20 protein-coding genes are annotated in these 22,117 nt (G+C 73.3%); 12 read left to right on the top strand and 8 right to left on the bottom strand.

Annotated elements, in window-relative coordinates; all coding sequences use genetic code 11:
* Window positions 1-95: 95 nt before the first annotated feature.
* Complete coding sequence (locus ACIGYR_RS30310; RefSeq protein WP_399604919.1) at window positions 96-1,520, top strand: GNAT family N-acetyltransferase; 1,425 nt, start codon at window positions 96-98, stop codon at window positions 1,518-1,520.
* 131 nt (window positions 1,521-1,651) lie between these two features.
* Here ACIGYR_RS30310 and ACIGYR_RS30315 read toward each other — a convergent pair whose 3' ends face one another.
* The gene (locus tag ACIGYR_RS30315; RefSeq protein WP_399604917.1) at window positions 1,652-2,863 is read right to left on the bottom strand and encodes a trans-sulfuration enzyme family protein; all 1,212 of its coding nucleotides are present in this window, start codon (window positions 2,861-2,863) and stop codon (window positions 1,652-1,654) included.
* 60 nt (window positions 2,864-2,923) lie between these two features.
* Between ACIGYR_RS30315 and ACIGYR_RS30320 the strand changes: the two genes are divergently transcribed.
* The 6 genes from ACIGYR_RS30320 to ACIGYR_RS30345 all read left to right on the top strand — a co-directional run bounded on the left by ACIGYR_RS30320 (window position 2,924) and on the right by ACIGYR_RS30345 (window position 9,198).
* Window positions 2,924-3,409: an Lrp/AsnC family transcriptional regulator gene (locus ACIGYR_RS30320; RefSeq protein ID WP_391843333.1), complete on the top strand. Its 486-nt coding sequence runs from the start codon at window positions 2,924-2,926 to the stop codon at window positions 3,407-3,409.
* A gap of 53 nt (window positions 3,410-3,462) precedes the next feature.
* Window positions 3,463-5,154 (top strand): DUF885 domain-containing protein, encoded by a 1,692-nt coding sequence (locus ACIGYR_RS30325; RefSeq protein ID WP_399604915.1) that lies wholly within the window; start codon window positions 3,463-3,465, stop codon window positions 5,152-5,154.
* Window positions 5,155-5,458: 304 nt separating this feature from the next.
* Window positions 5,459-6,136 (top strand): hypothetical protein, encoded by a 678-nt coding sequence (locus ACIGYR_RS30330; RefSeq protein WP_391843329.1) that lies wholly within the window; start codon window positions 5,459-5,461, stop codon window positions 6,134-6,136.
* A gap of 160 nt (window positions 6,137-6,296) precedes the next feature.
* On the top strand, window positions 6,297-6,542 hold the full coding sequence (locus tag ACIGYR_RS30335) for a ferredoxin (RefSeq protein ID WP_391843327.1): 246 nt from the start codon (window positions 6,297-6,299) through the stop codon (window positions 6,540-6,542).
* Complete coding sequence (locus ACIGYR_RS30340; protein WP_399604912.1) at window positions 6,532-7,923, top strand: NAD(P)/FAD-dependent oxidoreductase; 1,392 nt, start codon at window positions 6,532-6,534, stop codon at window positions 7,921-7,923. Before ACIGYR_RS30335 ends, ACIGYR_RS30340 begins: the two co-directional genes overlap by 11 nt.
* A gap of 36 nt (window positions 7,924-7,959) precedes the next feature.
* A complete protein-coding gene (locus ACIGYR_RS30345; RefSeq protein WP_399604911.1) occupies window positions 7,960-9,198 on the top strand; it encodes a cytochrome P450 in 1,239 nt (412 codons plus the stop codon).
* Window positions 9,199-9,354: 156 nt separating this feature from the next.
* Here ACIGYR_RS30345 and ACIGYR_RS30350 read toward each other — a convergent pair whose 3' ends face one another.
* Window positions 9,355-9,831, bottom strand: a complete 477-nt coding sequence (locus ACIGYR_RS30350) for a rhodanese-like domain-containing protein (protein ID WP_399604909.1) — start codon at window positions 9,829-9,831, stop codon at window positions 9,355-9,357.
* Window positions 9,832-9,925: 94 nt separating this feature from the next.
* Here ACIGYR_RS30350 and ACIGYR_RS30355 point away from each other — a divergent pair, with 94 nt between their 5' ends.
* Complete coding sequence (locus ACIGYR_RS30355; protein ID WP_399604907.1) at window positions 9,926-10,372, top strand: Lrp/AsnC family transcriptional regulator; 447 nt, start codon at window positions 9,926-9,928, stop codon at window positions 10,370-10,372.
* On the opposite strand, the gene ACIGYR_RS30360 is transcribed toward ACIGYR_RS30355, so the two are convergent.
* The 5 genes from ACIGYR_RS30360 to ACIGYR_RS30380 all read right to left on the bottom strand — a co-directional run bounded on the left by ACIGYR_RS30360 (window position 10,369) and on the right by ACIGYR_RS30380 (window position 16,551).
* Complete coding sequence (locus tag ACIGYR_RS30360; RefSeq protein WP_399604905.1) at window positions 10,369-13,362, bottom strand: AAA family ATPase; 2,994 nt, start codon at window positions 13,360-13,362, stop codon at window positions 10,369-10,371. The two genes, ACIGYR_RS30355 and ACIGYR_RS30360, sit on opposite strands and share 4 nt — an antisense overlap.
* Window positions 13,359-14,522 carry an exonuclease SbcCD subunit D gene (locus ACIGYR_RS30365; RefSeq protein WP_399604903.1) on the bottom strand — a complete coding sequence of 388 codons (1,164 nt, stop codon included), beginning with the start codon at window positions 14,520-14,522 and terminating at the stop codon, window positions 13,359-13,361. Before ACIGYR_RS30365 ends, ACIGYR_RS30360 begins: the two co-directional genes overlap by 4 nt.
* A 107-nt stretch (window positions 14,523-14,629) precedes the next feature.
* Window positions 14,630-15,256, bottom strand: coding sequence for a YigZ family protein (locus tag ACIGYR_RS30370; RefSeq protein ID WP_391843313.1), 627 nt, complete (start codon window positions 15,254-15,256; stop codon window positions 14,630-14,632).
* A 36-nt stretch (window positions 15,257-15,292) separates the two neighbouring features.
* Window positions 15,293-15,832: a SixA phosphatase family protein gene (locus tag ACIGYR_RS30375; protein ID WP_399604901.1), complete on the bottom strand. Its 540-nt coding sequence runs from the start codon at window positions 15,830-15,832 to the stop codon at window positions 15,293-15,295.
* The gene (locus ACIGYR_RS30380; RefSeq protein ID WP_391843309.1) at window positions 15,829-16,551 is read right to left on the bottom strand and encodes a hypothetical protein; all 723 of its coding nucleotides are present in this window, start codon (window positions 16,549-16,551) and stop codon (window positions 15,829-15,831) included. The genes ACIGYR_RS30375 and ACIGYR_RS30380 overlap by 4 nt, the downstream gene beginning before the upstream one ends.
* A gap of 142 nt (window positions 16,552-16,693) precedes the next feature.
* On the opposite strand from ACIGYR_RS30380, the gene ACIGYR_RS30385 reads away from it, so the two are divergent.
* The 3 genes from ACIGYR_RS30385 (at window position 16,694) to ACIGYR_RS30395 (ending at window position 20,348) form a co-directional block, all read left to right on the top strand.
* A complete protein-coding gene (locus ACIGYR_RS30385; RefSeq protein WP_399604898.1) occupies window positions 16,694-17,104 on the top strand; it encodes a CoA-binding protein in 411 nt (136 codons plus the stop codon).
* A 196-nt stretch (window positions 17,105-17,300) separates the two neighbouring features.
* Complete coding sequence (locus ACIGYR_RS30390; protein ID WP_391843305.1) at window positions 17,301-18,935, top strand: APC family permease; 1,635 nt, start codon at window positions 17,301-17,303, stop codon at window positions 18,933-18,935.
* A 195-nt stretch (window positions 18,936-19,130) separates the two neighbouring features.
* On the top strand, window positions 19,131-20,348 hold the full coding sequence (locus ACIGYR_RS30395) for a 4-hydroxybenzoate 3-monooxygenase (RefSeq protein ID WP_399604896.1): 1,218 nt from the start codon (window positions 19,131-19,133) through the stop codon (window positions 20,346-20,348).
* 162 nt (window positions 20,349-20,510) lie between these two features.
* On the opposite strand, the gene ACIGYR_RS30400 is transcribed toward ACIGYR_RS30395, so the two are convergent.
* Window positions 20,511-20,858, bottom strand: a complete 348-nt coding sequence (locus ACIGYR_RS30400) for an ArsR/SmtB family transcription factor (RefSeq protein ID WP_391843302.1) — start codon at window positions 20,856-20,858, stop codon at window positions 20,511-20,513.
* A gap of 62 nt (window positions 20,859-20,920) precedes the next feature.
* On the opposite strand from ACIGYR_RS30400, the gene ACIGYR_RS30405 reads away from it, so the two are divergent.
* Complete coding sequence (locus ACIGYR_RS30405; RefSeq protein ID WP_399604895.1) at window positions 20,921-22,072, top strand: cation diffusion facilitator family transporter; 1,152 nt, start codon at window positions 20,921-20,923, stop codon at window positions 22,070-22,072.
* Window positions 22,073-22,117 lie beyond the last annotated feature (45 nt).

Consider the following 22,117-nt stretch of genomic DNA (forward strand, 5'->3'; position numbering starts at 1 on the left):
GCAATAAATCGGACGGAGCATGCTTTACCCATCGGTCACAAGCAGTTCGTGATCACGCAACACCTCTCCTGCACAGTGAACGCATGACTCCAGACATGTCTGACGTGACCCGGGCGAAGCACGGACGGCCCGTACACCACTGGCGGCGCGACGCCGTCGAGCTCGCCGCGCTCTTCACGGCCGTGGCCGTCGCGGACGCGGTGGCGAACCTGGTCGGGCACGGGCCGGACGGCCCGGCCCTGCTGGTGACCTCGGCGATGGCGCTGGCCGCGACGGCGGCGTTCCACGTGTGGTGGTCACGCCGCCACGGACACGCGCCGCCGGTGAGCGATACCGGTGCCCGGCCGACCACCGAGACGCGGCCGGCCGGGCCGTCCGAGCAGCCCACCGCCGGTGACCTCGCCGGTGTGCTGTGGCGGATGCGGACGACGGTGAAGGACGAGCCGGGCTCCCTGGCCACGCTGTGCTCGGCGCTCGCCGAGCGGCGGGTGGACATCCTGAGCCTGCAGACCCACCCGCTGGCCGACGGGACGGTGGACGAGTTCCTGCTGCGGGCGCCGGGCGCCCTGGCGGCCGCCGAGATCTCCCGGGCGATCGCGCTGGCCGGGGGCACGTCCACCTGGATCGAGCGGGCCGACGCCCATGACCTGGTCGACGCACCCACCCGGGTGCTCGGCCTGGCGGCCCGCACCGCCCTGGACACCGCGGAACTCCCTTTGGCACTGCGCCAGTTGCTGGGCCGGTGCACGATCCGGTCGCTGCCGGGCAGGCCGGCCGGCGGGGGCCCGGGTCCGCGGCCGGTGCCGGTCGAGGGCACCCTGGAGGACACCGTGATGCGGCTGCCGGCGCCCGAGGGCGGCGTGCTCACCGTGGAGCGGCCGTATCTGCCGTTCACCCCCACCGAGTTCGCCCGGGCGCGGGCGCTGACGGAGCTGGACAGCAGGCTCGGACCGCGTATCCCCCGCGGTCAGGACGTACTGACCCTGCCCGAGGGCAACGACATCACCGTGCGCCGGGTCGACACCGGTGACCTGGCCGCGGCCCGGGCGATGCACGAGCGGTGCTCGCCGGACACCCTCGGTCTGCGCTACCACGGCCCGTTCGGCGACGCGGACCGCTACCTGAACCACCTGCTCAGCCCCCGCTTCGGCCGGACGCTGGCCGCACAGACCGCCTCCGGCCGGATCGTCGGCCTCGGGCATCTGCTGTGGGACGGCGACGAGACGGAGGTCGCGCTGCTGGTCGAGGACGAGTGGCAGCGGCGGGGCGTCGGCGGTGAACTGCTCGGCCGGCTGGTGGTGATGGCGGTGGAGGCCGGCTGCGAGAGCGTGTACGCCGTGACCAAGGCGTCCAACACCGGCATGGTCGCCGCGATGCGCGGCCTCGGGCTGCCGCTGGACTACCAGGTCGAGGAGGGCACGCTGGTCATCACGGCCCGGCTCGGTGCCGCACGGGACGCGTCCCGGTCCTCGTACGACACGGCCCGGCAGCGGCTGGGCGACCCGGCCCGGCGGAACTGACACCCGTACCACACTCGTCCACCGCGGCACGGTGCCCGGCAGTGCGGCACGGCGCCTGGGAGTGCGGCACGGCGCCTGGCAGTGCCTGGCACCGTGCGGCACTGCCGCCGGACACCGCCCCACGGCGGCCGTCAGCGCACCGGCTCCCGCGCCGGCAGCGGCACCGGCACCGGCATCCGGGCGGGCTGCCCCAGCGCCTGGTCCAGGTCGGCCCACAGGTCGTCCACGTCCTCCAGGCCCACCGAGAGCCGCAGCAGCCGGTCGCTGACCCCCGCCCCGCGCCGGTCCTCGGCGTCCACGATGCGGTGGCTGATGGACGCCGGATGCTGGATGAGCGTGTCGACGCTGCCCAGGCTCACCGCCGGCGTGACGAGCCGGACCCGGGAGATCAGCTCGTGCGGGTCGCCGTGCACCTCGAAGGCGATCATCGCGCCGCCGAGCCGCGGGTAGCGCACCCGGGCCACGCGCGGGTCCACGGCGAGCCGGCGGGCCAGGTCGGCGGCGTTCGCGGAGGCCGCGCGCACCCGCACCGGCAGGGTGGCGAGGCCGCGCAGCAGCAGATAGCCCGCCAGCGGATGCAGTACGCCACCCGTGGCGAACCGTATCCGCCGCAGGCGGCCGGCGAACTCCTCGTCGCAGGCGACCACCCCGGCCAGCACATCGCCGTGCCCGCCGAGGTACTTGGTGGCGCTGTGCAGCACCAGCCGGGCACCCTCCTCGGCCGGGCGTTGCAGCACGGGCGTGGCGAAGGTGTTGTCGGCGAGCAGCGGGACCGAGCCGCAGGCGTGGGCGATGGCCCGCAGGTCGAGTTCGGCCAGGGTCGGGTTGGCCGGGGACTCGACCATCACCAGGCCGGTCTCCGGCCGGAGCGCGTCGGTGATGCCGGCCGGGTCGGTCCAGGTGACCTCCGTGCCGAGCAGCCCGGCGGTCAGCAGATGGTCACTACAGCCGTACAGGGGCCGTACCGCTACGACGTGACGCAGGCCCTGTGCGGAGCGATCCAGGAGCACGGCGCTGAGCGCGGCCATGCCGCTGGCGAAGGCGACCGCGGACTCGGTGCCTTCCAGCCGGGCGAGCGCGGTCTCGAAGCGGGCGACGGTCGGGTTGCCCAGGCGGCCGTAGATCGGCGGGCCGGCCGGATCGGCGCCGTCGGTGGCGAAGGCGTCGATCCGGGCGGCCTCGGCCCGGCTGTCGTAGGAGGGGTAGGTGGTGGACAGGTCGATCGGCGGGGCGTGCAGGCCCTGGCGGGCGAGGTCGTCGCGGCCGGCGTGTACGGCCTCGGTGGCCAGGGCTCTCGTCGCGGCGCGTACGTCGTCGTAGGCACCGGTGCTCGCTGTGTCCATGGCCGGAAGGGTGAACATCGAACGGTTCCCGGGAATCGAACACCGTGCTACGTTCGGCCAATGGCCGAATCTGTCGTACTGGATCCGGTGGACCTCCATCTGCTGCGGCTGTTGCAGAACGACGCCCGGACCACCTACCGCGACCTCGCCGCACAGGTGGGAGTGGCGCCGTCGACCTGTCTGGACCGGGTGACCCGGCTGCGCCGCTCCGGTGTGATCCTCGGCCACCGGCTCCAGCTGGACCCGGCCAGGCTCGGACGCGGCCTCCAGGCGCTGCTGTCGGTACAGGTACGGCCGCACCGACGGGAACTGGTGGGACCGTTCGTCGAGCGGATCCGGGCACTGCCGGAGGCGCGCACGGTGTTCCATCTGACCGGCCCCGACGACTACCTGGTGCATGTGGCCGTCGCGGACATGGCCGATCTCCAGCGGCTGGTGCTGGACGAGTTCACCTCACAGCGTGAGGTGGCCCGGGTGGAGACCCGGCTGATCTTCCAGCAGTGGGAGTGCGGCCCGCTGCTGCCGCCCGGTCACGCCCAGAGCTGAATCCGCCGCCGCGTGGGTGACGCGGAGATCCACTTCGTACGAGGATGAGCCGCATGTCTGAGACCCAGATCCCGCTGCCCCGACAGGTCGCCGACGCATACGTGGACGACCTCATCGCCCTCGACCCGGTCACCGGTACGTACCTCGGTGTGCGGGAGAGTTCGAGCCGGCTGCCCGACTACTCGCCGGCCGGTCAGGAAGCCCTCGCGGAGCTGGCGCGGGTGACCCTCGCGAAACTGGACGAGGCGGAACGGCAGCCAGATGCCGACAGTGACGTGGAGCGCCGCTGCGGACGCCTGCTGCGGGAGCGGCTGACCGCCGAACTCGCCGTCCACGACGCGGAGGAGCACCTGCGCCGGGTCGGCAACATGGGCACCCCCGGCCACGCGGTGCGGGAGATCTTCACCGTCACCCCCGCGGAGACCGAGGAGGACTGGGCGGCGATCGCGGAACGGCTGCGCGCGGTGCCGGGCGCCCTCGCCGGCTACCGCGCCTCGCTCGAACTCGGCATGCGGCGCGAGCTGTTCGCTGCGCCGAGGCCCACGGCGACGTACATCGAGCAGCTCACCGAGTGGACGGACACGGACGGCAAGGGCCGCGGCTGGTACGAGGACTTCGCCGCCGCGGGGCCGGAGGCGCTGCGCGCGGAGCTGGACGAGGCGGCGCGGGCGGCGACCGGCGCCCTGGTGGAGCTGCGGGACTGGCTGCGGGATGTGTACGCGCCGGCGATCGAGGGCGCCCCGAACGTGGTCGGCCGGGAGCGGTACGCGCGCTGGTCGCGCTACTTCAACGGCACCGACCTGGACCTGGACGAGGCGTACGCCTACGGCTGGGCGGAGTTCCACCGGATCCTCGGCGAGATGAAGCGGGAGGCCGGGAAGATCCTCCCCGGCGCCGAGACACCGTGGGTGGCGCTCGCGCACCTGGACGAGCACGGCCGGCACATCGAGGGCGTGGACGAGGTCCGGGAGTGGCTCCAGGGCCTGATGGACAAGGCCATCCAGGAGCTGGACGGCACCCACTTCGAGCTCGCCGAGCGGGTGCGGAAGGTGGAGTCGCGCATCGCCCCGCCCGGCGGTGCGGCGGCCCCCTACTACACGCCCCCCTCGGAGGACTTCTCCCGGCCCGGCCGCACCTGGCTGCCCACGATGGGCCTGACCCGGTTCCCGGTCTACGACCTGGTGTCGACCTGGTACCACGAGGGCGTCCCCGGCCACCACCTCCAGCTCGCGCAGTGGGTGCACGTCGCCGAGAACCTCTCCCGCTACCAGGCGACGGTCGGCATCGTCAGCGCCAACGCGGAGGGCTGGGCGCTGTACGCGGAGCGGCTGATGGACGAGCTGGGCTACCTCACCGAGCCGGAGGAGCGGCTCGGCTACCTGGACGCGCAGATGATGCGGGCGGCCCGGGTGATCGTGGACATCGGCATGCACCTGGAGCTGGAGATTCCCGCCGACTCCCCGTTCCACCCCGGTGAGCGGTGGACGCCCGAACTGGCGCAGGAGTTCTTCGGGGCGCACAGCAGCCGGCCGGCGGACTTCGTGGAGAGCGAGCTGACCCGGTACCTGACGATCCCCGGCCAGGCGATCGGTTACAAGCTCGGTGAGCGGGCGTGGCTGCTCGGGCGGGACAAGGCACGCGAGCTGCGCGGCGACGCGTTCGACCTGAAGGCATGGCACATGGCGGCACTGTCGCAGGGGTCGCTGGGCCTGGACGACCTGGTGGACGAGCTGTCCCGGCTCTGACCGCCGGCTCCGGCTCCGACCGCCGGGCCGGCTCCGACCGCCGGATCCGGCCCGGCAGTCAGAGCCCGTCCGCCCCGGGCCGCCCGCCCCGTCCCGTCCCGTCCCGTCCCGTCCTCCGGATCGATGACCTCCGTCCGGCCGGGGCGGGCCGGGGGGACGCGGTACCGGACGCTCACGCCAGGAAGGCCGGTGGCCGGGCCGCGTGGGGTGTCCCGCTCGGCCGTCCGGCCGCCTCCGGCTGGCGCGGGCGGAGCGCGGGCGGCTAGCTGGTGCCCGGGGGCCGATGCGGAGAGGCGGGCCGGGCATGCACGAGAAGGGGCCGGGACAGGAGGCGCTGGAGCAACCGCGCGCCGCGGGGCTGGCCGGAGTCGTCTTCGCGCTGCTCCTGGCGGCGGCGATCGTCCTGGTCAGGCTGGGGATTCCGGAAGGAGCCGACGCGGACACCGGACAGGCGTTCACGGACTCCGGGCGACGCGACGCGCTTCGGGCGGCCCTGGCTCTCGTGCCGTTCGCCGGCATCTTCTTCCTGTGGTTCATCGGCGCCGTACGCGCGCACGTCGGCGCGGCCGAGGACAAGTTCCTCGCCACCGTCCTCCTGGGCAGCGGACTGGTCTTCACCGCGACGATGCTCGGCGCCGCCGCGGCGGCGAGCGCCGTGCTCGCGGTGTCCCACCCGGTCGGCACGGTGCCGGCGCCGGCCAGCTGGAACTTCGGCCGCCACTTCGCGTACACGCTGATGACGGAGTACGCCATGCGGATGGCGGCGGTCTTCGTGTCCTCCATGTCGGTCATCGGCCACCGCCTCGGCATCCTGCCGCGCTGGCTCACGATCGTGGGCTTTCTCACCGCTCTGACGCTGCTCTTCGTCTCGTCGAACGTGCCCTGGGCGGAACTCGTCTTCCCCGCGTGGTCACTCCTGCTCAGCGTGCACATCCTCGCGGTCAGCCGCCGTGGCCGGCCCCGGGCGGCGACGGCCGGATGACAGCCGCCCACGGCGGCGGCTCACTCGATCGGCGTGCCCGGCGCGCGGGTACCCCGCCCGCACTCTCATGCTGGCGAGCGGGGGACGACCGTCGTCCGGAGCCGCCCGCGCCAGCCGCGGGGCGCGCACCGGGCCTGGCCACCGAAAGGGCGGAGCGTCGATGAGGCTCGTCGTCGATCTGAACAAGTGTCAGGGGTACGCGCAGTGCGCGTTCCTCGCGCCCGACGTCTTCGCCATGCACGGCGAGGAGTCGCTGATCTACAACCCACGCGCGGACGAGGAGCAGCGGGAACGGCTGGCTCGCGCCGTCGCCGCCTGTCCGGTGCAGGCGATCACCGCGGACGGTCTGGACGGTGCTCAGGGATCGGTGACCGGTTCCGCACGGGAGGCGTCCGATGGCCGCTGACCACATGGAATGGTTCAGACGCGAGGGCCGGATCGTGATCGTGGGCGCCTCGCTGGCCGGTCTGCGGGCCGCCGAGACCCTGCGCGCCGAGGGCTTCGCCGGTGAACTGACCCTGATCGGTGACGAGCCGTACGAGCCGTACGACCGGCCGCCGCTGTCGAAGTCCGTGCTGCTGGGCATGGCGTCCCCCCACCACACCGAGCTGCCCCACCGCTGGGACACCGACGCCAAGTGGCGCCTGGGGGTCGCGGCGACGGGTCTGGACCTGACGGCCAAGCGGGTCCGGCTGGCCGACGGGGACGAGGTGGAGTACGACCGGCTGCTCATCGCCACCGGGGTCCGCGCCCGGCCGTGGCCGAAGGAGGAGGAGGCCCGGCTGGACGGCGTGTGTCTGCTGCGCACGAGGGAGGACGCGGCCGACCTGTACCGGCGGCTGAAGGCCGGGCCGCGCCGGGTGTTCGTGATCGGCGCCGGGTTCGCCGGTTCGGAGGTCGCCTCGGCCTGCCGGGAGATGGGGATCCCCGTCACCGTGGCCGAGCGTGCGGGCGCGCCGCTGGTGGGCGCGCTCGGCGGGGTCATCGGCGCGGTCGCGGCCGACCTCGCGACCGAGAACGGCGTGGACCTGCGCACCCATGTCACGGTGACCTCGCTGGAGGGCGACGCGGTCGGCAGGGTACGGGCCGTGCACCTGTCCGACGAGACCGTCGTCGAGGCGGACCTGGTCGTGGTCTCGCTGGGTTCGCTGCGGAACACCGACTGGCTGGCCGGGTCCGGGCTGGGTGCCGGGCCCCGGGGCATCGCCTGTGACGCGGGCTGCCGCGCCTTCGACTTCCGGGGCATCGTCACGGACGACGTCTTCGTGGCGGGGGACGTGGCGCGCTCGCCGCACGCCCTCTTCGGCTATCAGTTCCTCTCGCTGGAGCACTGGGGCAATGCCGTCGCCCAGGCGGAGACGGCCGCGCACAACATGATCTGCCAGGGCGCCGACCGGCGGCCCCACCTGTGGATGCCCGCCTTCTGGTCGTCGATGTTCGGGGTGAACATCAAGTCGGTCGGGGTGCCGCCCATGGGCGAGCAGCTCATGATCACGCAGGGCTCGCTGGCCGAACGTCGGTTCGCCGCCGTCTACGGCTGTCAGGGGCGGATCGTGGCCGCCGTGACCTTCGACAACACGAGGTGGCTGGAGTTCTACCAGCAGCAGATCGAGCGGGGCGCGCCCTTCCCGGTGGAGTTCGCGACGATGGACCGGCGTCCGGAGGGCCGGGCGCCGGTGTCGGCCGACTTCCCGGATCCGTCCCTGCCGACCCACGGCCCCATGGTGACCCTGAGCGGTTACTCGCCGGCCGACCAGCAGCTGGTGTTCCACCCCGCCCGCCACTGACCACCGCCACCGGCCCCGACGCTCCAAGGACCCGCCATGCCGCAAGCCTCGATGTTGCGCCAGATCACCGACTTCGCCAACCGTGCCGACCCGTATCCGGTGTACCGGGAGCTCCGCAGGACACCGGTGCTCCACGAGGAGGAGGGAGGCCCGTACATCATCAGCTCCTACTACGACATCAAGGCCCTCCTGCATGATCCGCGGATCAGCTCCGACGCCGCCAACCTGGCCGCCGCCGGGGACGACGAGCTGGGGCAGGCGGAGGAGACAGGGGGGCTGCCGCCGTCGTTCCTCCGGCTCGACCCGCCCGAGCACGACCGGCTGCGGCGCATCGCCAACAGCGCCTTCGGACCGCCGCACCGGCCGCGGCGGATCGAGAACATGCGCGGCGAGATGGGCGAGATCGTCACCGAGTTGATCAACAACTTCGGGGACACGCGCCAGATCGACCTCGTCGACCAGTTCGCCTACCCCTTCCCGGTGACGGTGATCTGCCGGCTGCTGGGGGTGCCCCGGGAGGACGAGCCGAAGTTCCGTACCTGGGTCGACCCGCTGGTGGCGAGCCTCGACCCCGACACCCGCCAGGGCGGCGAAGCCGAGTTCCAGAAGTCGGCGCAGGAAGCACGCATGCAGCTCGGCATGTACCTGGCCGGGCTGGTCGAGCAGCGCGCCAGGGAACCGCGGGACGACCTGCTGTCCGACCTGGTGAACAGCCAGGGCCCGGACGGGTCCATGGGCATGATGGAGGTGCTCAGCACCTCGGTGCTGCTGCTGATCGCCGGTCACGAGACGACGGTCAACCTGATCACCAACGGCATGCTCACCCTGCTGCGCCACCCGGAGATCCTCGGACGGCTGCGACAGGACCCGGGCCTGTCGGTCAACATCGTGGAGGAGCTGCTGCGGTACGAACCGCCGGTGCAGCTCGTGCCGCAGCGCACGTGCATCACCGACATCGAGGTGCGCGGGGTCACCATCCCGAAGGGCTCGCGGATCTGGCTGGTCCTCGCCGCGGGCAACCGGGACCCGGAGCGGTTCAAGGACCCCGAGCGCTTCGACCCGGACCGCGGGGACATCCAGCACCTCGGCTTCGGCAGTGGCATCCACAGCTGCTTCGGCGCCCCGCTGGCCCGGCTGGAGGCCCAGCTGGCGCTGTCCGAGCTGGCCCGGCGGCTGGAGAACCCCCGCCTGGTCGAGGATCCGCCGCCCTACCGTCCCAACGCCGTGCTGCGCGGGCCCCGGCATCTGAACATCGCGTTCGAGGGGCTGCGGTGAGCGCGGAGCGGGGCGAGCACCCCGTCGGCACGCGAGCCGAGTGAGCCGTACCGGGCCGAGTGAGGCCGAGCGAGGACGTGGCACCGGCCGGACGGACGCGGCGCCCACCGCGTAGGTGCCCGGCTGAGGCGGCGCCCGGAGGCGCCCGGGCGTCGTTCAGCAGCCGCACTCGCCCTCGACGGGCGCCGTCAGCGCGTCGGCGTCCCGGCGCGCCGGCCCCTGCCAGGTCTCGTAGGCGAAGCCCTCGCGCGCCCAGTACTCGAAGCCGCCGAGCATCTCCTTGACCTGGTAGCCGAGCTCCGCGAGGGCGAGGGCGGCGCGGGTGGCGCCGTTGCAGCCGGGGCCCCAGCAGTACGTCACCACCGGCACGGACTTGTCCAGGAGCTGTTCGGCCTGCTCGGCGATGAGCGCGGTCGGCAGGTGGACGGCGCCCGGGACGTGCCCCTGGTCCCAGGACTCGGTGGAGCGGGAGTCCACGACGACGAAGCCGGGGTCGCCGCCGGCCGCGAGCGCCGCGGCCACGTCGGAGACGTCGGCGTGGAAGGCGAGGCTCGCCCGGAAGTAGGCGGCGGCCTCGGCGGGGGCGGCGGGCGCGACGCGCAGGACGGGGTTCTCGGAAGTCGTGTAGATCATGACGGAAAAACTACGGTCCGCGGGCCGCTCGCTGAAGGGCCGATCCACGGGCTTGCCCTTGTCCGTCCGGGGATTCCCCTGCTATCCATCCGGGATGACCGTGTATTCCCCTGACGCCACCGACTGGCGCATCCTCGAAGTCCTCCAGCGCGACGGACGGGCCAGTTACGCCGAGCTGGCGCGGGCCGTGTCCATGTCGCCGAGCGCCGTCACCGAACGGGTCCGACGGCTGGAGGAAGCGGGCGTGATCGAGGGGTACGCGGCGGTGGTAGCCCCCGAACGGCTGGGCCTGCCGATCCTGGCGTTCGTGCGGCTGCGCTATCCCCACGGCAACTACAAGCCGTTCCACGACCTGGTCTCGGCGACGCCCGAGATACTGGAGGCGCACCACGTCACGGGCGACGACTGCTTCGTCATCAAGGTCGCCGCGCAGTCGATGTCCCATCTGGAGCGGGTCTCGGGGAAGATCGGCGCACTGGGCTCGGTGACCACCAGCGTCGTGTACTCCTCCCCGCTGCCCCGGCGTCCGCTGAGCCGCTAGGCCACGCCCCGCTGTCGCAGCGTCGAGCCCGATCTGCTCTTGGCGACCTCCAGCTGGGCATGGATCCGGCGCCGCAGGTCGGGGACATGGCTGACGATGCCGACGCTGCGGTCTCGTTCGCGCAGCGCGTCCAGGACGTCCAGGACCTCGTCCAGGGTCTGGTCGTCGAGGCTGCCGAAGCCCTCGTCGATGAAGAGGGTGTCCAGGCGGACGCCGCCCGCCTCGTCGGTGACGACGTCGGCGAGGCCGAGGGCGAGGGCGAGGGAGGCGAAGAAGGTCTCACCGCCGGACAGGGTGGCCGTGTCGCGTTCGCGGCCGGTCCAGGCGTCCACCACGTGCAGCCCGAGCCCGCTGCGGCCACGCCCGGTGCGGTCGTCGGAGTGGACGAGGGTGTAGCGGCCCGACGACATGCGCTGGAGGCGGACGGTCGCGGCGGCGGCGACCTGTTCGAGACGGGCCGCGAGGACGTACGACTCCAGGCGCATCCTGCGTTCGTTGTCCGCGGAGGTGCCCGCGGTGAGGGCGGCGAGCCGGGCCACCCGGTCGTACTCCTCGCGCAGCGGGGCGAGCCGGCGCACGGCCGCGGCGGCCCGTGCGGAGAGGCGGTCCAGCTCGGTGCCGCAGCGGGCGGCGGCGTCGCGCGCGGAGGCGGCCTCGCGCAGTCGGCGGTCCGCGGTGGCCGCCGTTCGCTCGGCCTCGGTGAGGTCGGCGGGGGCCTGCTGGGCGGCTGCCGCGGTGCCGGGCTCGGCGAGGACCGCGCGTACGGCGGCCTCCTCCTGCTGCCAGGCGTCCAGGCGGTGTTGCAGCTCGCGGTGGGCGGCGGGGTCCAGGAGGGCCGCCGCGGCGGCCTGCGGGGTGTCGAAGCCCGCTCGGAAGGCGGCGTCGGCGAGGCGGGCGTCGGCGTCCTTCAGCCGCTGGGCGGCGTCCTCGGCGGCCCGCACGGCGTCGGCGGCCTCGGTGAGCAGTGCCGCCCTCCGCTCCAGTTGCGCGGCGCGCGCGGCAACGCTGTCGGCGCTGCCCCGCGCCTGCTCCAACTCGGCGTGCAGTTGCGCGTGTTCGCGCTCCAGGGTGTCACGGCGGGTGAGCCGGGAGGCGGCCCGTACGGCGGCCTGCTGGCGGTCGGCGAGACGCCGCTCGCGCTCCCGCTCGGCCTGCCGCAGCTCCTCCTGGGCGCCGTGCAGGGCGGAGGCCGCGCGGCGGACACGGGCGTACTCCTCCTCCAGTTCGCCGGCCTCGGCGGCGAGCCGGGGGGTGGGAGTGTCACCGGCCTCGGCGGTGGCCGCGGCGAGGGCCTCGCGGACCGCGCCGAGGCGCCGCTCGTCCTCGGTGTGCTGTTCCTCGGCCCGCTGGTGGACGGCGAGGGCGTCGTCCTCGGTCTCGCGGTCGACGTGTCCGGCCACCTTGCGGGTGGGCGCGGGGTGTTCGGTGGCTCCGCAGACGGCGCAGGGCTCGCCGTCGGCGAGGTGGGCGGCGAGTTCGGCGGCGATACCGTTCAGCCGCTGTTCCTTGAGGTCGAGCCAGTGGGCCCGGGTGTCGAGCGCGCGCCGGTGCGAGGCCCGCGCGCGCTGCTGGGCCTGTTCGAGGTCGGCGGCGAGCTGGTCGCGGGTGCGGGCCGCGTCCAGGCGTCGCTGCATGGGGGCGCGCTGGACGGCGAGCTGCTCGGCGCGGGTGGCGGCCTCCTGGGCGGTGTCGATGCGGGTTTGGAGGTCCGCGCGGGTGCCGTCCCAGCCGGCCAGCCAGGCGTCGGCCTCCCGAAGGACGTCCTCGTCGGCGCGCTCCTGCCGGTCGAGTCCGGTCCGCTCCTCGGTGACTTGGGCGAGCCGGCGTTCGGCGCGCCGGGCCGCGTCGAGGCCGCCCAGTTCCTCGGCGGTCCGGCGGGCGGCGGCAGCGAGTCCGCTCGCGCCGGCGTCGGCGTAGGAGCCGGGGAGCAGTCCGCGGGCGCGTGCCTCGGCCGCGGCGGCCCGGCGGTGTTCGGTGTCGGCGGCCTCCCGCAGCTCCAGTGCGGGCGCGACCGCCTCCGCCTTGCGGGCCCGGTGCATGCGCTCCTGCGTCTCCCGGTGGGTTCCGGACCGTTCCTGGAGGCGTTCGGCGCGCTGCCGGGCCTCGGTGAACCTGCTCTGCAGCCGGGCGAGTTCGCGTACCTCGTCCACCTCGCGCCGGGCCGCCGCGTGGGCCGACTCGGCGGCGGCGAGGCGGCAGTGAGCGACGGTGAGGCGTTCCCGGGCGGTGCTGCGGGCGACGGCGGCGGCCCCGAGGACGGTGTCGGCCAGGCCCGGGTCACCGGGGGCCAGCTCGGGCAGCTCCATGGCGTCACCGGCCTCCTGCTGCATGCGGTGGGCGTCGGCGAGCAGGGCCGCGTCCCCTTCGCGCACGCGTGCCTCGGTCGCGCGCCGGCGTTCGGCGAGGCGCTTCTCGACGTCGGCGAAGCGCTGGGTGGCGAAGAGCCGGCCGAGGAGCCTGCCGCGGGCCTCGGCGTCGGCGCGCAGGAAGCGCGCGAAGTCGCCCTGGGGCAGCAGGACCACCTGGCAGAACTGTTCGCGGCTCATGCCGAGCAGCTGCTCGACCTCGGTACCGATCTCCTGGTGGGAGCGGCTGAGGTCCTTCCAGGCGCCGGAGCGGGCGTCGTGCTCGCGCAGCCAGGTCTGGGCCTTGTCGACCGTCATGCCCTTGCCCCGCAGCTTGGGCCGCTCCCACGGGGGCTGCCGGGTGATCTCCAGCCGGCGTCCGGCGACGGTCAGTTCCAGGCGGACCTCGGTGCGGGTGGCCTTCTCGGCGTGGTCGCTGCGCAGGTTCATGCCCTGGCCGCTCTGCCGGGCGCCGGGAACGGAGCCGTAGAGGGCGTAGCAGACGGCGTCCAGGACGGAGGTCTTGCCCGCGCCGGTCGGGCCGTGCAGCAGGAACAGTCCGGCGGTGGACAGCGCGTCGAAGTCGACGCTCTGGGAGCCGCCGAAGGGACCGAAGGCGGTGATGTCGAGCCGGTGCAGCCTCATCGGGCCACCTCCCGGACGGCGTCGTCGGCGCGGACGGCGTCGAACGCCTCGCGCAGCACGGCCGTCTCGTGCTCGTCGGGTCCGGCGCCGCGCACATGGGCGACGAAGTCCTGGGCGATCTGCTGGTCGCTGCGGTCGGCGAGCCGCCGGGCGTACGACACCCGGGGGTCGTCCGGTGCCCGCTCGGGGGCGAAGACGAGGCTGAGGGTGTGCGGGAAGCGCTCGCTGAGCCGGGCCATGGGGTCGGCCGGGCGGACCGGGTCGGTGAGGGTGGCCTCGACCCAGGACTCCTCGTGGCGGCTGAGCCCGGGGTCGGCGAGGAGGTCGTCCAGGGTGCCGCGGATGCGGGCGAGCGGGCGCGGCACCGGGCAGTCGAGGCGTTCGGCGGTGACCGAGCCGGCCGCGTCCAGGTCGATCAGCCACATGCTCTTGCGGTGGTCGGTCTCGGAGAAGGAGTAGGCGAGCGGCGAGCCGGAGTAGCGCACGCGCTCGGTGATGGTCTGGCAGCCGTGCAGATGACCGAGCGCCACATAGTCGACGCCGTCGAAGACCCCGGCCGGCACGGCGGCCACCCCGCCGACGGTGATGTCCCGCTCGCTGTCGCTGGCCTGGCCGCCGGTGACGAAGGCGTGGGCGAGGACGACGGAACGCGTGCCCCGCGCGCGTGTGGCGAGATCGGCGCGGACGCGGTCCATGGCGGCGCCGAGGACGGCCTCGTGACCGGCCTTGTCGACGGCGAACTCGTCCTTCACCAGAGCCGGTTCGAGGTAGGGCAGGCCGTAGAAGGCGACGTCCGCGTGGGCGTCCGTCAGGACGACCGGCGTGCCGGCGGCGGACGGTTCGGTGCGCAGGTGGATGCCCGCGCGGTCGATGAGTCCGGCGCCGACACCGAGGCGGCGGGCCGAGTCGTGGTTGCCGGAGATCATCACCGTGGGCACGCCGAGGTCCGCGAGCCGGTGCAGGGCGGTGTCGAACAGCTCGACCGCGGCGAGCGGGGGCACCGCTCGGTCGTACACGTCGCCCGACACGACCACCGCGTCCACCTCGCGCTCACGCACGGTGGTGACGAGGTGACCGATGAACTCGGCCTGGGCCCCGAGCAGGTTCACCCGGTGGAAGGCCCGGCCGAGATGCCAGTCGGACGTGTGCAGGAGTCTCATGAGCCCCGAGACTAACGGCCGGGTCCGACATCACGGCCGGTTACTCCCGTATCGACCCGTCACGGCCCCCACCCCTTAGGGGCGTTATGTCCGTTCAGCAGCAATCTTCAGGCGTCTCCGTAGGCTTCGCCGCCCAGTTCGAAGCCGGCCGTGCCCGCCGTCACATCGGCGAGCCATGCGCGGAAGGCGTCCACGTCGGCGTCCGGGAGGCCGATCTCGAGGGTGACCGCCTCGCCGTAGCGGACGTCGCGCACCTCGCGTCCGGTCGCGCGCAGGTCGTTCTGGACCTTGCCCGCCCGCTGGTGGTCGACGGTCACCGTGGCCAGCCGGAAGCGGCGCCGGATGATCGTGCCGAGCGCGTCCAGCGCCTCACCGACCGAACCGCCGTACGCGCGGATGAGTCCGCCCGCGCCGAGCTTGACGCCGCCGTAGTAGCGGGTGACCACGGCGACCACGTACCGCATGTCGCGGCGCAGCAGCATCTGGAGCATGGGCACACCGGCGGTGCCGCCCGGTTCGCCGTCGTCGCTGGCCTTCTGCACGGAGGCGTCGGCGCCGATGACGTACGCCCAGCAGTTGTGGGTGGCGTCGGCGTGCTCCTTGCGCACGGCGGCGATGAAGTCCTGGGCCTCCCGCTCGGTGGCGGCCGGGGCGAGGGCGCACAGGAAGCGGGAGCGGTTGATCTCGGTCTCGTGCACGCCCGCGCGGGCGACTGTGCGGTACTCGTCCTGCATCCCGTCAGCCTATGTGAACGCCAGGACGCCGCTCGGTCACCTCTTCCTGCCGCGGGGGACCGTGAACGAGGTGAGCAGGGCACGGCCCGGCGCGAGGGCCGGCCAGCCGGTGCCGTGCCAGGTGAGCACGGCGATCGCGGAGGTCGGGAACTTCTCCCGCACCCGGTCCAGCGTGTCGTCGAGGCCGTCGGCGGCCAGCGTCCGCACCAGCTCCTCCAGGCCGGGGTTGTGTCCGACCAGCAGCAGTGTCCGCACCTCCGCCGGCACCTCGTGCACGACCTCCAGCAGGTCCGCCGCATCGGCCGCGTACAGCCGCCGGTCGTAGCGCACCGGCGGCGGAGTGGCCCACTCGGCGGAGACCAGCTCCCAGGTACGGCGGGCGCGTACGGCGGTGGAGCACAGGGCGAGGTCGGGCAGGGAGCCGGCGGCGAGCGCGCGTCCGGCGGCCGGGGCGTCCCGCAGCCCGCGCGGGGCGAGCGGTCTGCGGTGGTCCTCGACGCCCTCGGGCCAGGCGGCCTTGGCGTGCCGCAGCACCACCAGCCGGCGCAGCGGGCCGGTGCCCGCCGGCCCGCTCACTCGGGGTTCCCGAGGTCGCGCGAGAGGTCCAGGGCGAGCAGCCGGTCGGCGTAGGCGTAGGTCTCGAAGCGGGCGCCGTCGGGGATACCGGGCGCGCTCTCCACCTCGCGCAGTACGCCGAGCACCGCGGGCAGGTCCAGGTCGTCCTCCCAGGCGGCGCGCAGCCGCGCCCGCACGTCACCGGGAACCGGCCGCGAGGGCCGCCGCGCCCAGCCGGCGACGGCCCGCCGCCAGCGGGCCAGGCTCCGCGCGGCCTCGTCCAGTGCGGCGGCGTCCAGGCACACGGGTTCGCTCCGCGGCACGCCGACAAGGGCGAGGCGGAGGGCGGCGGGGTCGGAGCCGGCCTCCTCCGCCCACCGCGCCGGAGCCACCGCCACCACCGGTCCCTCTCCCGGTGTGTCCTCGAAGCCGCGCTGGGCCACATGGATGGCCTGGGCCTCCCCGAGCCCGGACGCCAGGTCGCGGCCGTCCTCGAAGGGGCGGACGGCGAGCCGGGTGGCGGCGGTGCGGAGTTCGGGCTGGTCGCGCGGTGCCGTGAGGATCGTCCAGACCGGGGTGCCGCCCAGTTCCAGGGCCCGGACGAGCAGGTCCGCGGTGAGCAGCACCCGCAGGGCCGTCGGGTCGAGGCCCGAGGCATGGGCCTCGATGCGGGTCAGGCCGCGGCGGGCGGGCGCGGCGGGGACGGGCTCACCGGTTCGGGCGTCGAGGATGCGCAGCACGGGGCGAGCGTAGGCGGGCGGACGGCCGTATGCAGCAGCTTGCACCGATTCCCGGCAGCGTGGCGGGGTACGGAGGGAATCCGTACCCGCCCGGGCGATGTTGCCCCGGCACACAGTTCCCCACGGCCCGAGGAGGCACCCGATGTACGGCGACGAGGCCACCATCCGCAGGATCCTGACCGAGCTGGGCGACACCTGGGCGGTGGTCGGCCTGTCCTCGAACCCGGGCCGGGCCGCCTATGGAGTGGCGCGGGTGCTGCAGGGGTTCGGCAAGCGGATCGTGCCGGTGCACCCCAAGGCCGAGACGGTGCACGGGGAACGCGGCTACGCCTCTCTCGCCGACATCCCCTTCGAGGTGGACGTGGTCGACGTGTTCGTGAACAGCGGCCTGGCCGGTGCGGTGGCGGACGAGGCCGTGCTGAAGGGCGCGCGGGCGGTGTGGTTCCAGCTGGGGGTCGTCGACGAGGGCGCCTGGGAGCGGACCCGGGCGGCGGGACTGGAGATGGTCATGGACCGGTGCCCGGCGATCGAAATTCCCCGCCTGATCTTGTGATTCTTCGTCTTCATCACAATTCTCCGCTGAATATTGACATTCTGCTGATACCCCTGACCTGGTGGAAGCTGTACCCAAGACAGGTAAGATCCCGGGTCAAGTTTTGGAAAACACTCTTTTGCCGAGACGGAAAGCGTTCCTAGCCTGTGGCCTCTGCTCGTTATTTCTGCGTTCATGAACTGAGAGGCCACTCGACATGGCGAAAGTCGACGCCCTGCCACAGGCCGCGACGGAATCCGGCGGTCTGCGCCGAGAGGTCGGACTGATCGGACTGATGTGGGCCTCCGTGGGCTCCATCATCGGCTCCGGCTGGCTGTACGGCGCCGAGAAGGCGGTCGTCGTGGCCGGCCCCGCGGCGATCATCTCGTGGGTGATCGGCACGGTGGCCATCGTGCTGCTGGCGCTCGTGCACGCCGAACTCGGCGGCATGTTCCCGGTCGCCGGCGGCACGGCCCGCTATCCGCACTACGCCTTCGGCGGCCTGGCAGGCATGTCCTTCGGCTGGTTCGCCTGGCTGCAAGCCGCCACGGTGGCCCCGATCGAGGTCGAAGCGATGATCGGCTATGCCGGTCACTGGAAGTGGGCCCAGAGCCTGCAGCATGCCGACGGGACGCTGACGACCAGCGGTTTCGTCACGGCCGTCGCCCTGATGGCGGTCTTCGTCGGCGTCAACTTCTTCGGCGTCCGGGCGCTGGCACACACCAACAGCGCGGCCACTTGGTGGAAGATCGCCGTCCCGCTCGGGGCGATCTTCATCATCGCCATCGGCAACTTCCACGGGAGCAACTTCACCTCGGAGGGCTTCGCGCCGTTCGGCATGAAGGGCGTCCTGGGTGCCATCAGCTCCAGCGGCATCATCTTCGCGCTGCTCGGCTTCGAGCAGGCGATCCAGCTGGCCGGCGAGAGCCGCAACCCCAAGCGTGACCTGCCGCGGGCGACCCTCGGCTCGGTGGCGATCGGCGCCGTGATCTACATCCTCCTCCAGGTCGTGTTCATCGCCGCGCTGCCGCACGCCTCGTTCGCGCACGGCTGGGCCAAGCTCGACTTCGCCGGCATCAGTGGCCCCTGGGCGGGCCTGGCGACCCTGGTGGGCCTCGGCTGGCTGGGCTGGGTGCTCTACGTCGACGCGATCATCTCCCCCGGCGGCACCGGCCTGATCTACACCACCGCCACCTCACGCGTCTCCTTCGGCCTGGCCAAGAACGGCTACGCGCCGAAGGCGTTCGCCAAGACCGACAAGCGCGGCGTGCCGTGGTTCGGCCTCCTGATGGCGTTCGTCACCGGTGTGGTCTGCTTCCTGCCGTTCCCGAGCTGGCAGGAGCTGGTCGGCTTCATCACCTCGGCGAGCGTGCTGATGTACGCCGGCGCGCCGCTGGCCTACGGCGTCTTCGCCGACCGGCTGCCGAACCACGAGCGCCCGTACCGGCTGCCCGGCGGCAAGGTCATCGCGCCGCTGTCGTTCGTGGTCGCCAACCTCATCATCTACTGGGCCGGCTGGGACACCCTGTGGCGGCTGGGCTTCGCGATCCTGCTCGGCTACGTGCTCCTGGGCTCCTACGCCTGGTACGCCACGGCCAAGCGGCTGCCCGACGCGCCCCGGCTGGACTTCAAGGCCGCCCAGTGGCTGCCCGGTTACCTGCTCGGCCTGGGCGCGATCTCCTGGCTGGGCGGCTTCGGCGGCCGGGGCACCATTGCGATGTACTGGGACATCCTGGTCGTCGCGGCCTTCTCGCTCGTCATCTACTACTGGGCCAAGGCCACCGCGTCGAAGCCCGAGGCGATCGAGCGCAGCATCGACGAGGTCGTGGTGACGGACATGCCCGCGCACTGACCCGCTTCCGCGCAAGGAAGGTGTCCCGTCGGCCCGGCCGGCGGGACACCGTCGTGCCCAGGGCCGGCGGGACACCGTCGTGCCCAGGGCCGGCGGAACACCCGCCGTGCCGTGGACCGGCGGGACACCGTCCCGCCGTGGGCCGACGGCACGCCCGTCTGCACTGGACTGACGGGACACCGTCATAATCCTCGCGTGACGTCTTCCCCCCACTCCAACTCCCCGTCCGTCCCCCGCTTTCCCGTCGTCGTCGTGGGCGCCGGACCGGCCGGCCTGACCGTCGGCAACATCCTGCGGGCCGCCGGCGTCGACTGCCTGCTCCTGGAGACCGAGAGCCGGGAGTTCATCGGACAGCGGCCACGTGCCGGAATCATCGAGGAATGGGCCGTACGCGGCCTCGAACGGCGCGGGCTGGCCGGCCGTCTGCTGGAGCGCGCCGAGCGGCACTCCGAGTGCGAGTTCCGCTTCGACGGCCGCGGACACCGTTTCCGCTACCAGGAGTTGACGGGACGTCACCACTGGGTCTACCCGCAGCCCCTGCTCGTGACCGATCTCGTGCACGAGTACGCCGACGTGCGCGGCGGGGAGATCCGTTTCGGCGTGCGGGACGTGCACCTGCACGATGTGGACACGGACCGGCCCGCCGTCTCGTACACCGACCCGGAGACCGGCGAACGGCGGCTGGTGCACTGCGACTTCGTGGCCGGCTGCGACGGCGCCCGCGGGGCGAGCCGGGCAGCGCTGCCGCCGTCGGCGCGGACCTCACGGCACGACTACGGCATCGGCTGGCTGGCGCTGCTGGCCGAGGCCCCGCCGTCCGCGGACTGCGTGCTGTTCGGCATGCACGCGGGCGGGTTCGCCGGGCACATGCCCCGCAGCCCCGAGGTGACCCGCTACTACCTCCAGTGTCCGCCCGGCGACGACCCGGGCAACTGGCCGGACGACAGGGTCTGGGCGGAGCTCCAGCAGCGCCTGCGCGCGGCCGACCGCCCGCCGCTGACGGAGGGGCGCCTGCTGGAGAAGCGTGTGCTCGACATGCACAACTACGTGGTCGAACCGATGGTGTTCGGCCACCTCTTCCTGGCCGGTGACGCCGCGCACCTCGTCGCGCCGATCGCCGCGAAGGGCATGAACCTCGCGCTGAACGACGCGTTCCTGCTCGGTGATGCTCTCGTCGCGCGTCTCACCGGGGGCGACAGCTCGGGCCTGGACGGCTACTCGGAGGCGTGCCTGCGCCGGGTGTGGGACTACCAGGAGTTCTCGGAGTGGCTCTCCGGGATCTACCACGGCGCCTCCTGCGGCGATCCCCACCGCGCCGGAACCACGCTGGCCCGGCTGCGCCGGCTGTTCTCCTCACCGGTCGCGGCGGCGGCCTTCGCCGAGCAGTATCTCGGCACGGCCGGCACGCACTGAGGGCATGACCGGTCCTGGGGCACGATCGGCATGAACTGACGGCACGAGAGGTACCTGTGAGGTCACGGCCGGCACGTACTGACGACACGACCGGTACCGAGGGCACGACCGGCGCGCAGTGAGGGCACGACAGGTACCTCTGAGGGCACGGCCGTGCGCGGCTCACCGCTCGGCGAGGCGGTGGTCCGCGGTCTTCAGGGCCTCCTCCACCAGCCGCCGCAGGTGCCCGTGGGGCAGCGAGTAGATCACCCTCCGGCCCTCCTTGCGGGTGTCCACCAGGCCGGCGAGCCGCAGCCGGGCCAGGTGCTGGCTGACGGCCGGACGGGCGGCGCCGCACGCCTCGGTGAGCGTGGTGACGTCGGCCTCCCCCGCCGTCAGCGCGTGCAGCAGGGCGAGCCGGGTGCGGTCGCCCAGCAGGGAGAGGAGTTCGGCGGCGAGCGCGAACTGCTCCTCGCCCGGACTGCGCGGGTGCGCATGAGGCGCAGGTGACAGGTGCATGCGTGCGCTCATACGCACATAATGGCTCCGTGGGCGCCCTGCGTCCACTCCCGGCCCACCGGAAGGGGATCGACGTGAGCTACCGGCACCCCCGTCAGCACGGGCACGGACACGGGACCGGGACCGGCCACGGCGGACACGAGCACGCACACGGGACCGGCGGACACGAGCACGGGACCGACGGACACGAGCACGGGACCGCCTCCGGCCGGCGCCGCGGCTTCGCGCACCGCCTCACCCACCGGCTCACCCACCGCCTGGCCCACCGCCTCACCCCGCACTCCCATGAGACCGCCGACAAGCTGGACCCCGTGCTGGAGTCCTCGGCGCGCGGCATGCGGGCGCTGTGGGCATCGCTGGCCGCGCTGGGGGCGACCGCACTGGCGCAGGCGGTCGTCGTGGCCGTCTCCGGATCGGTGGCGTTGCTCGGGGACACGGTGCACAACGCGGCCGACGCGCTGACCGCCGTACCCCTGGGCATCGCCTTCGTACTGGGGCGGCGGGCGGCGACCCGCCGGTTCACCTACGGCTACGGCCGCGCGGAGGACCTCGCGGGGCTCGCCGTCGTGCTGACCATCGCCGCGTCGGCGGCGTTCGCCGCCTGGGCGGCGGTCGGAGGTCTGTTCGACCCGCGCCCGGTCGCGCACGTCCCGGCGGTCGCGGTGGCCGCGCTGCTCGGTTTCGCCGGCAACGAGTGGGTGGCCCGGTACCGGATCAGGGTGGGCCGGGAGATCGGCTCGGCCGCGCTCGTCGCCGACGGGCTGCATGCCCGTACCGACGGATGCACTTCGCTGGCCGTGCTGCTGGGCGCCGGCGGCTCGATCCTGGGGTGGCGCCTGGCCGATCCGGTCGTCGGGCTGGCGATCACGGCCGCGATCGTGCTGGTACTGCGGGACGCGGCACGGGAGGTGTGCCGACGGGTGCTGGACGCCGTCGACCCGGCGCTCGTGGACCTGGCCGAACGGGCGGTGCGTGAGGTGCCGGGGGTACGGGAGGTGGGCGAGCTGCGGCTGCGCTGGATCGGGCACCGGCTGCGGGCCGAACTCGCGGTGATGGTGGACGGCGAGGCGACCGTCCGGCAGGCCCACGCGATCGCCGTCGAGGTCGAGCACGCCCTGCTCCACGCCCTGCCGCGGCTGACGGCCGCCCTGGTACACGCCGATCCCGCACCCGTGCCGGGCGAGACGGATCCGCATCTGGCCCTGTCCCACCATGCGGCGGCCTGAGGTTCAGGCAAGCAGCCCCGGAGACCGATCCACATCTGGCACTGT

Origin of the sequence: Streptomyces sp. NPDC053076 (assembly GCF_044546845.1) — a bacterium.
GTDB lineage: Bacteria > Actinomycetota > Actinomycetes > Streptomycetales > Streptomycetaceae > Streptomyces.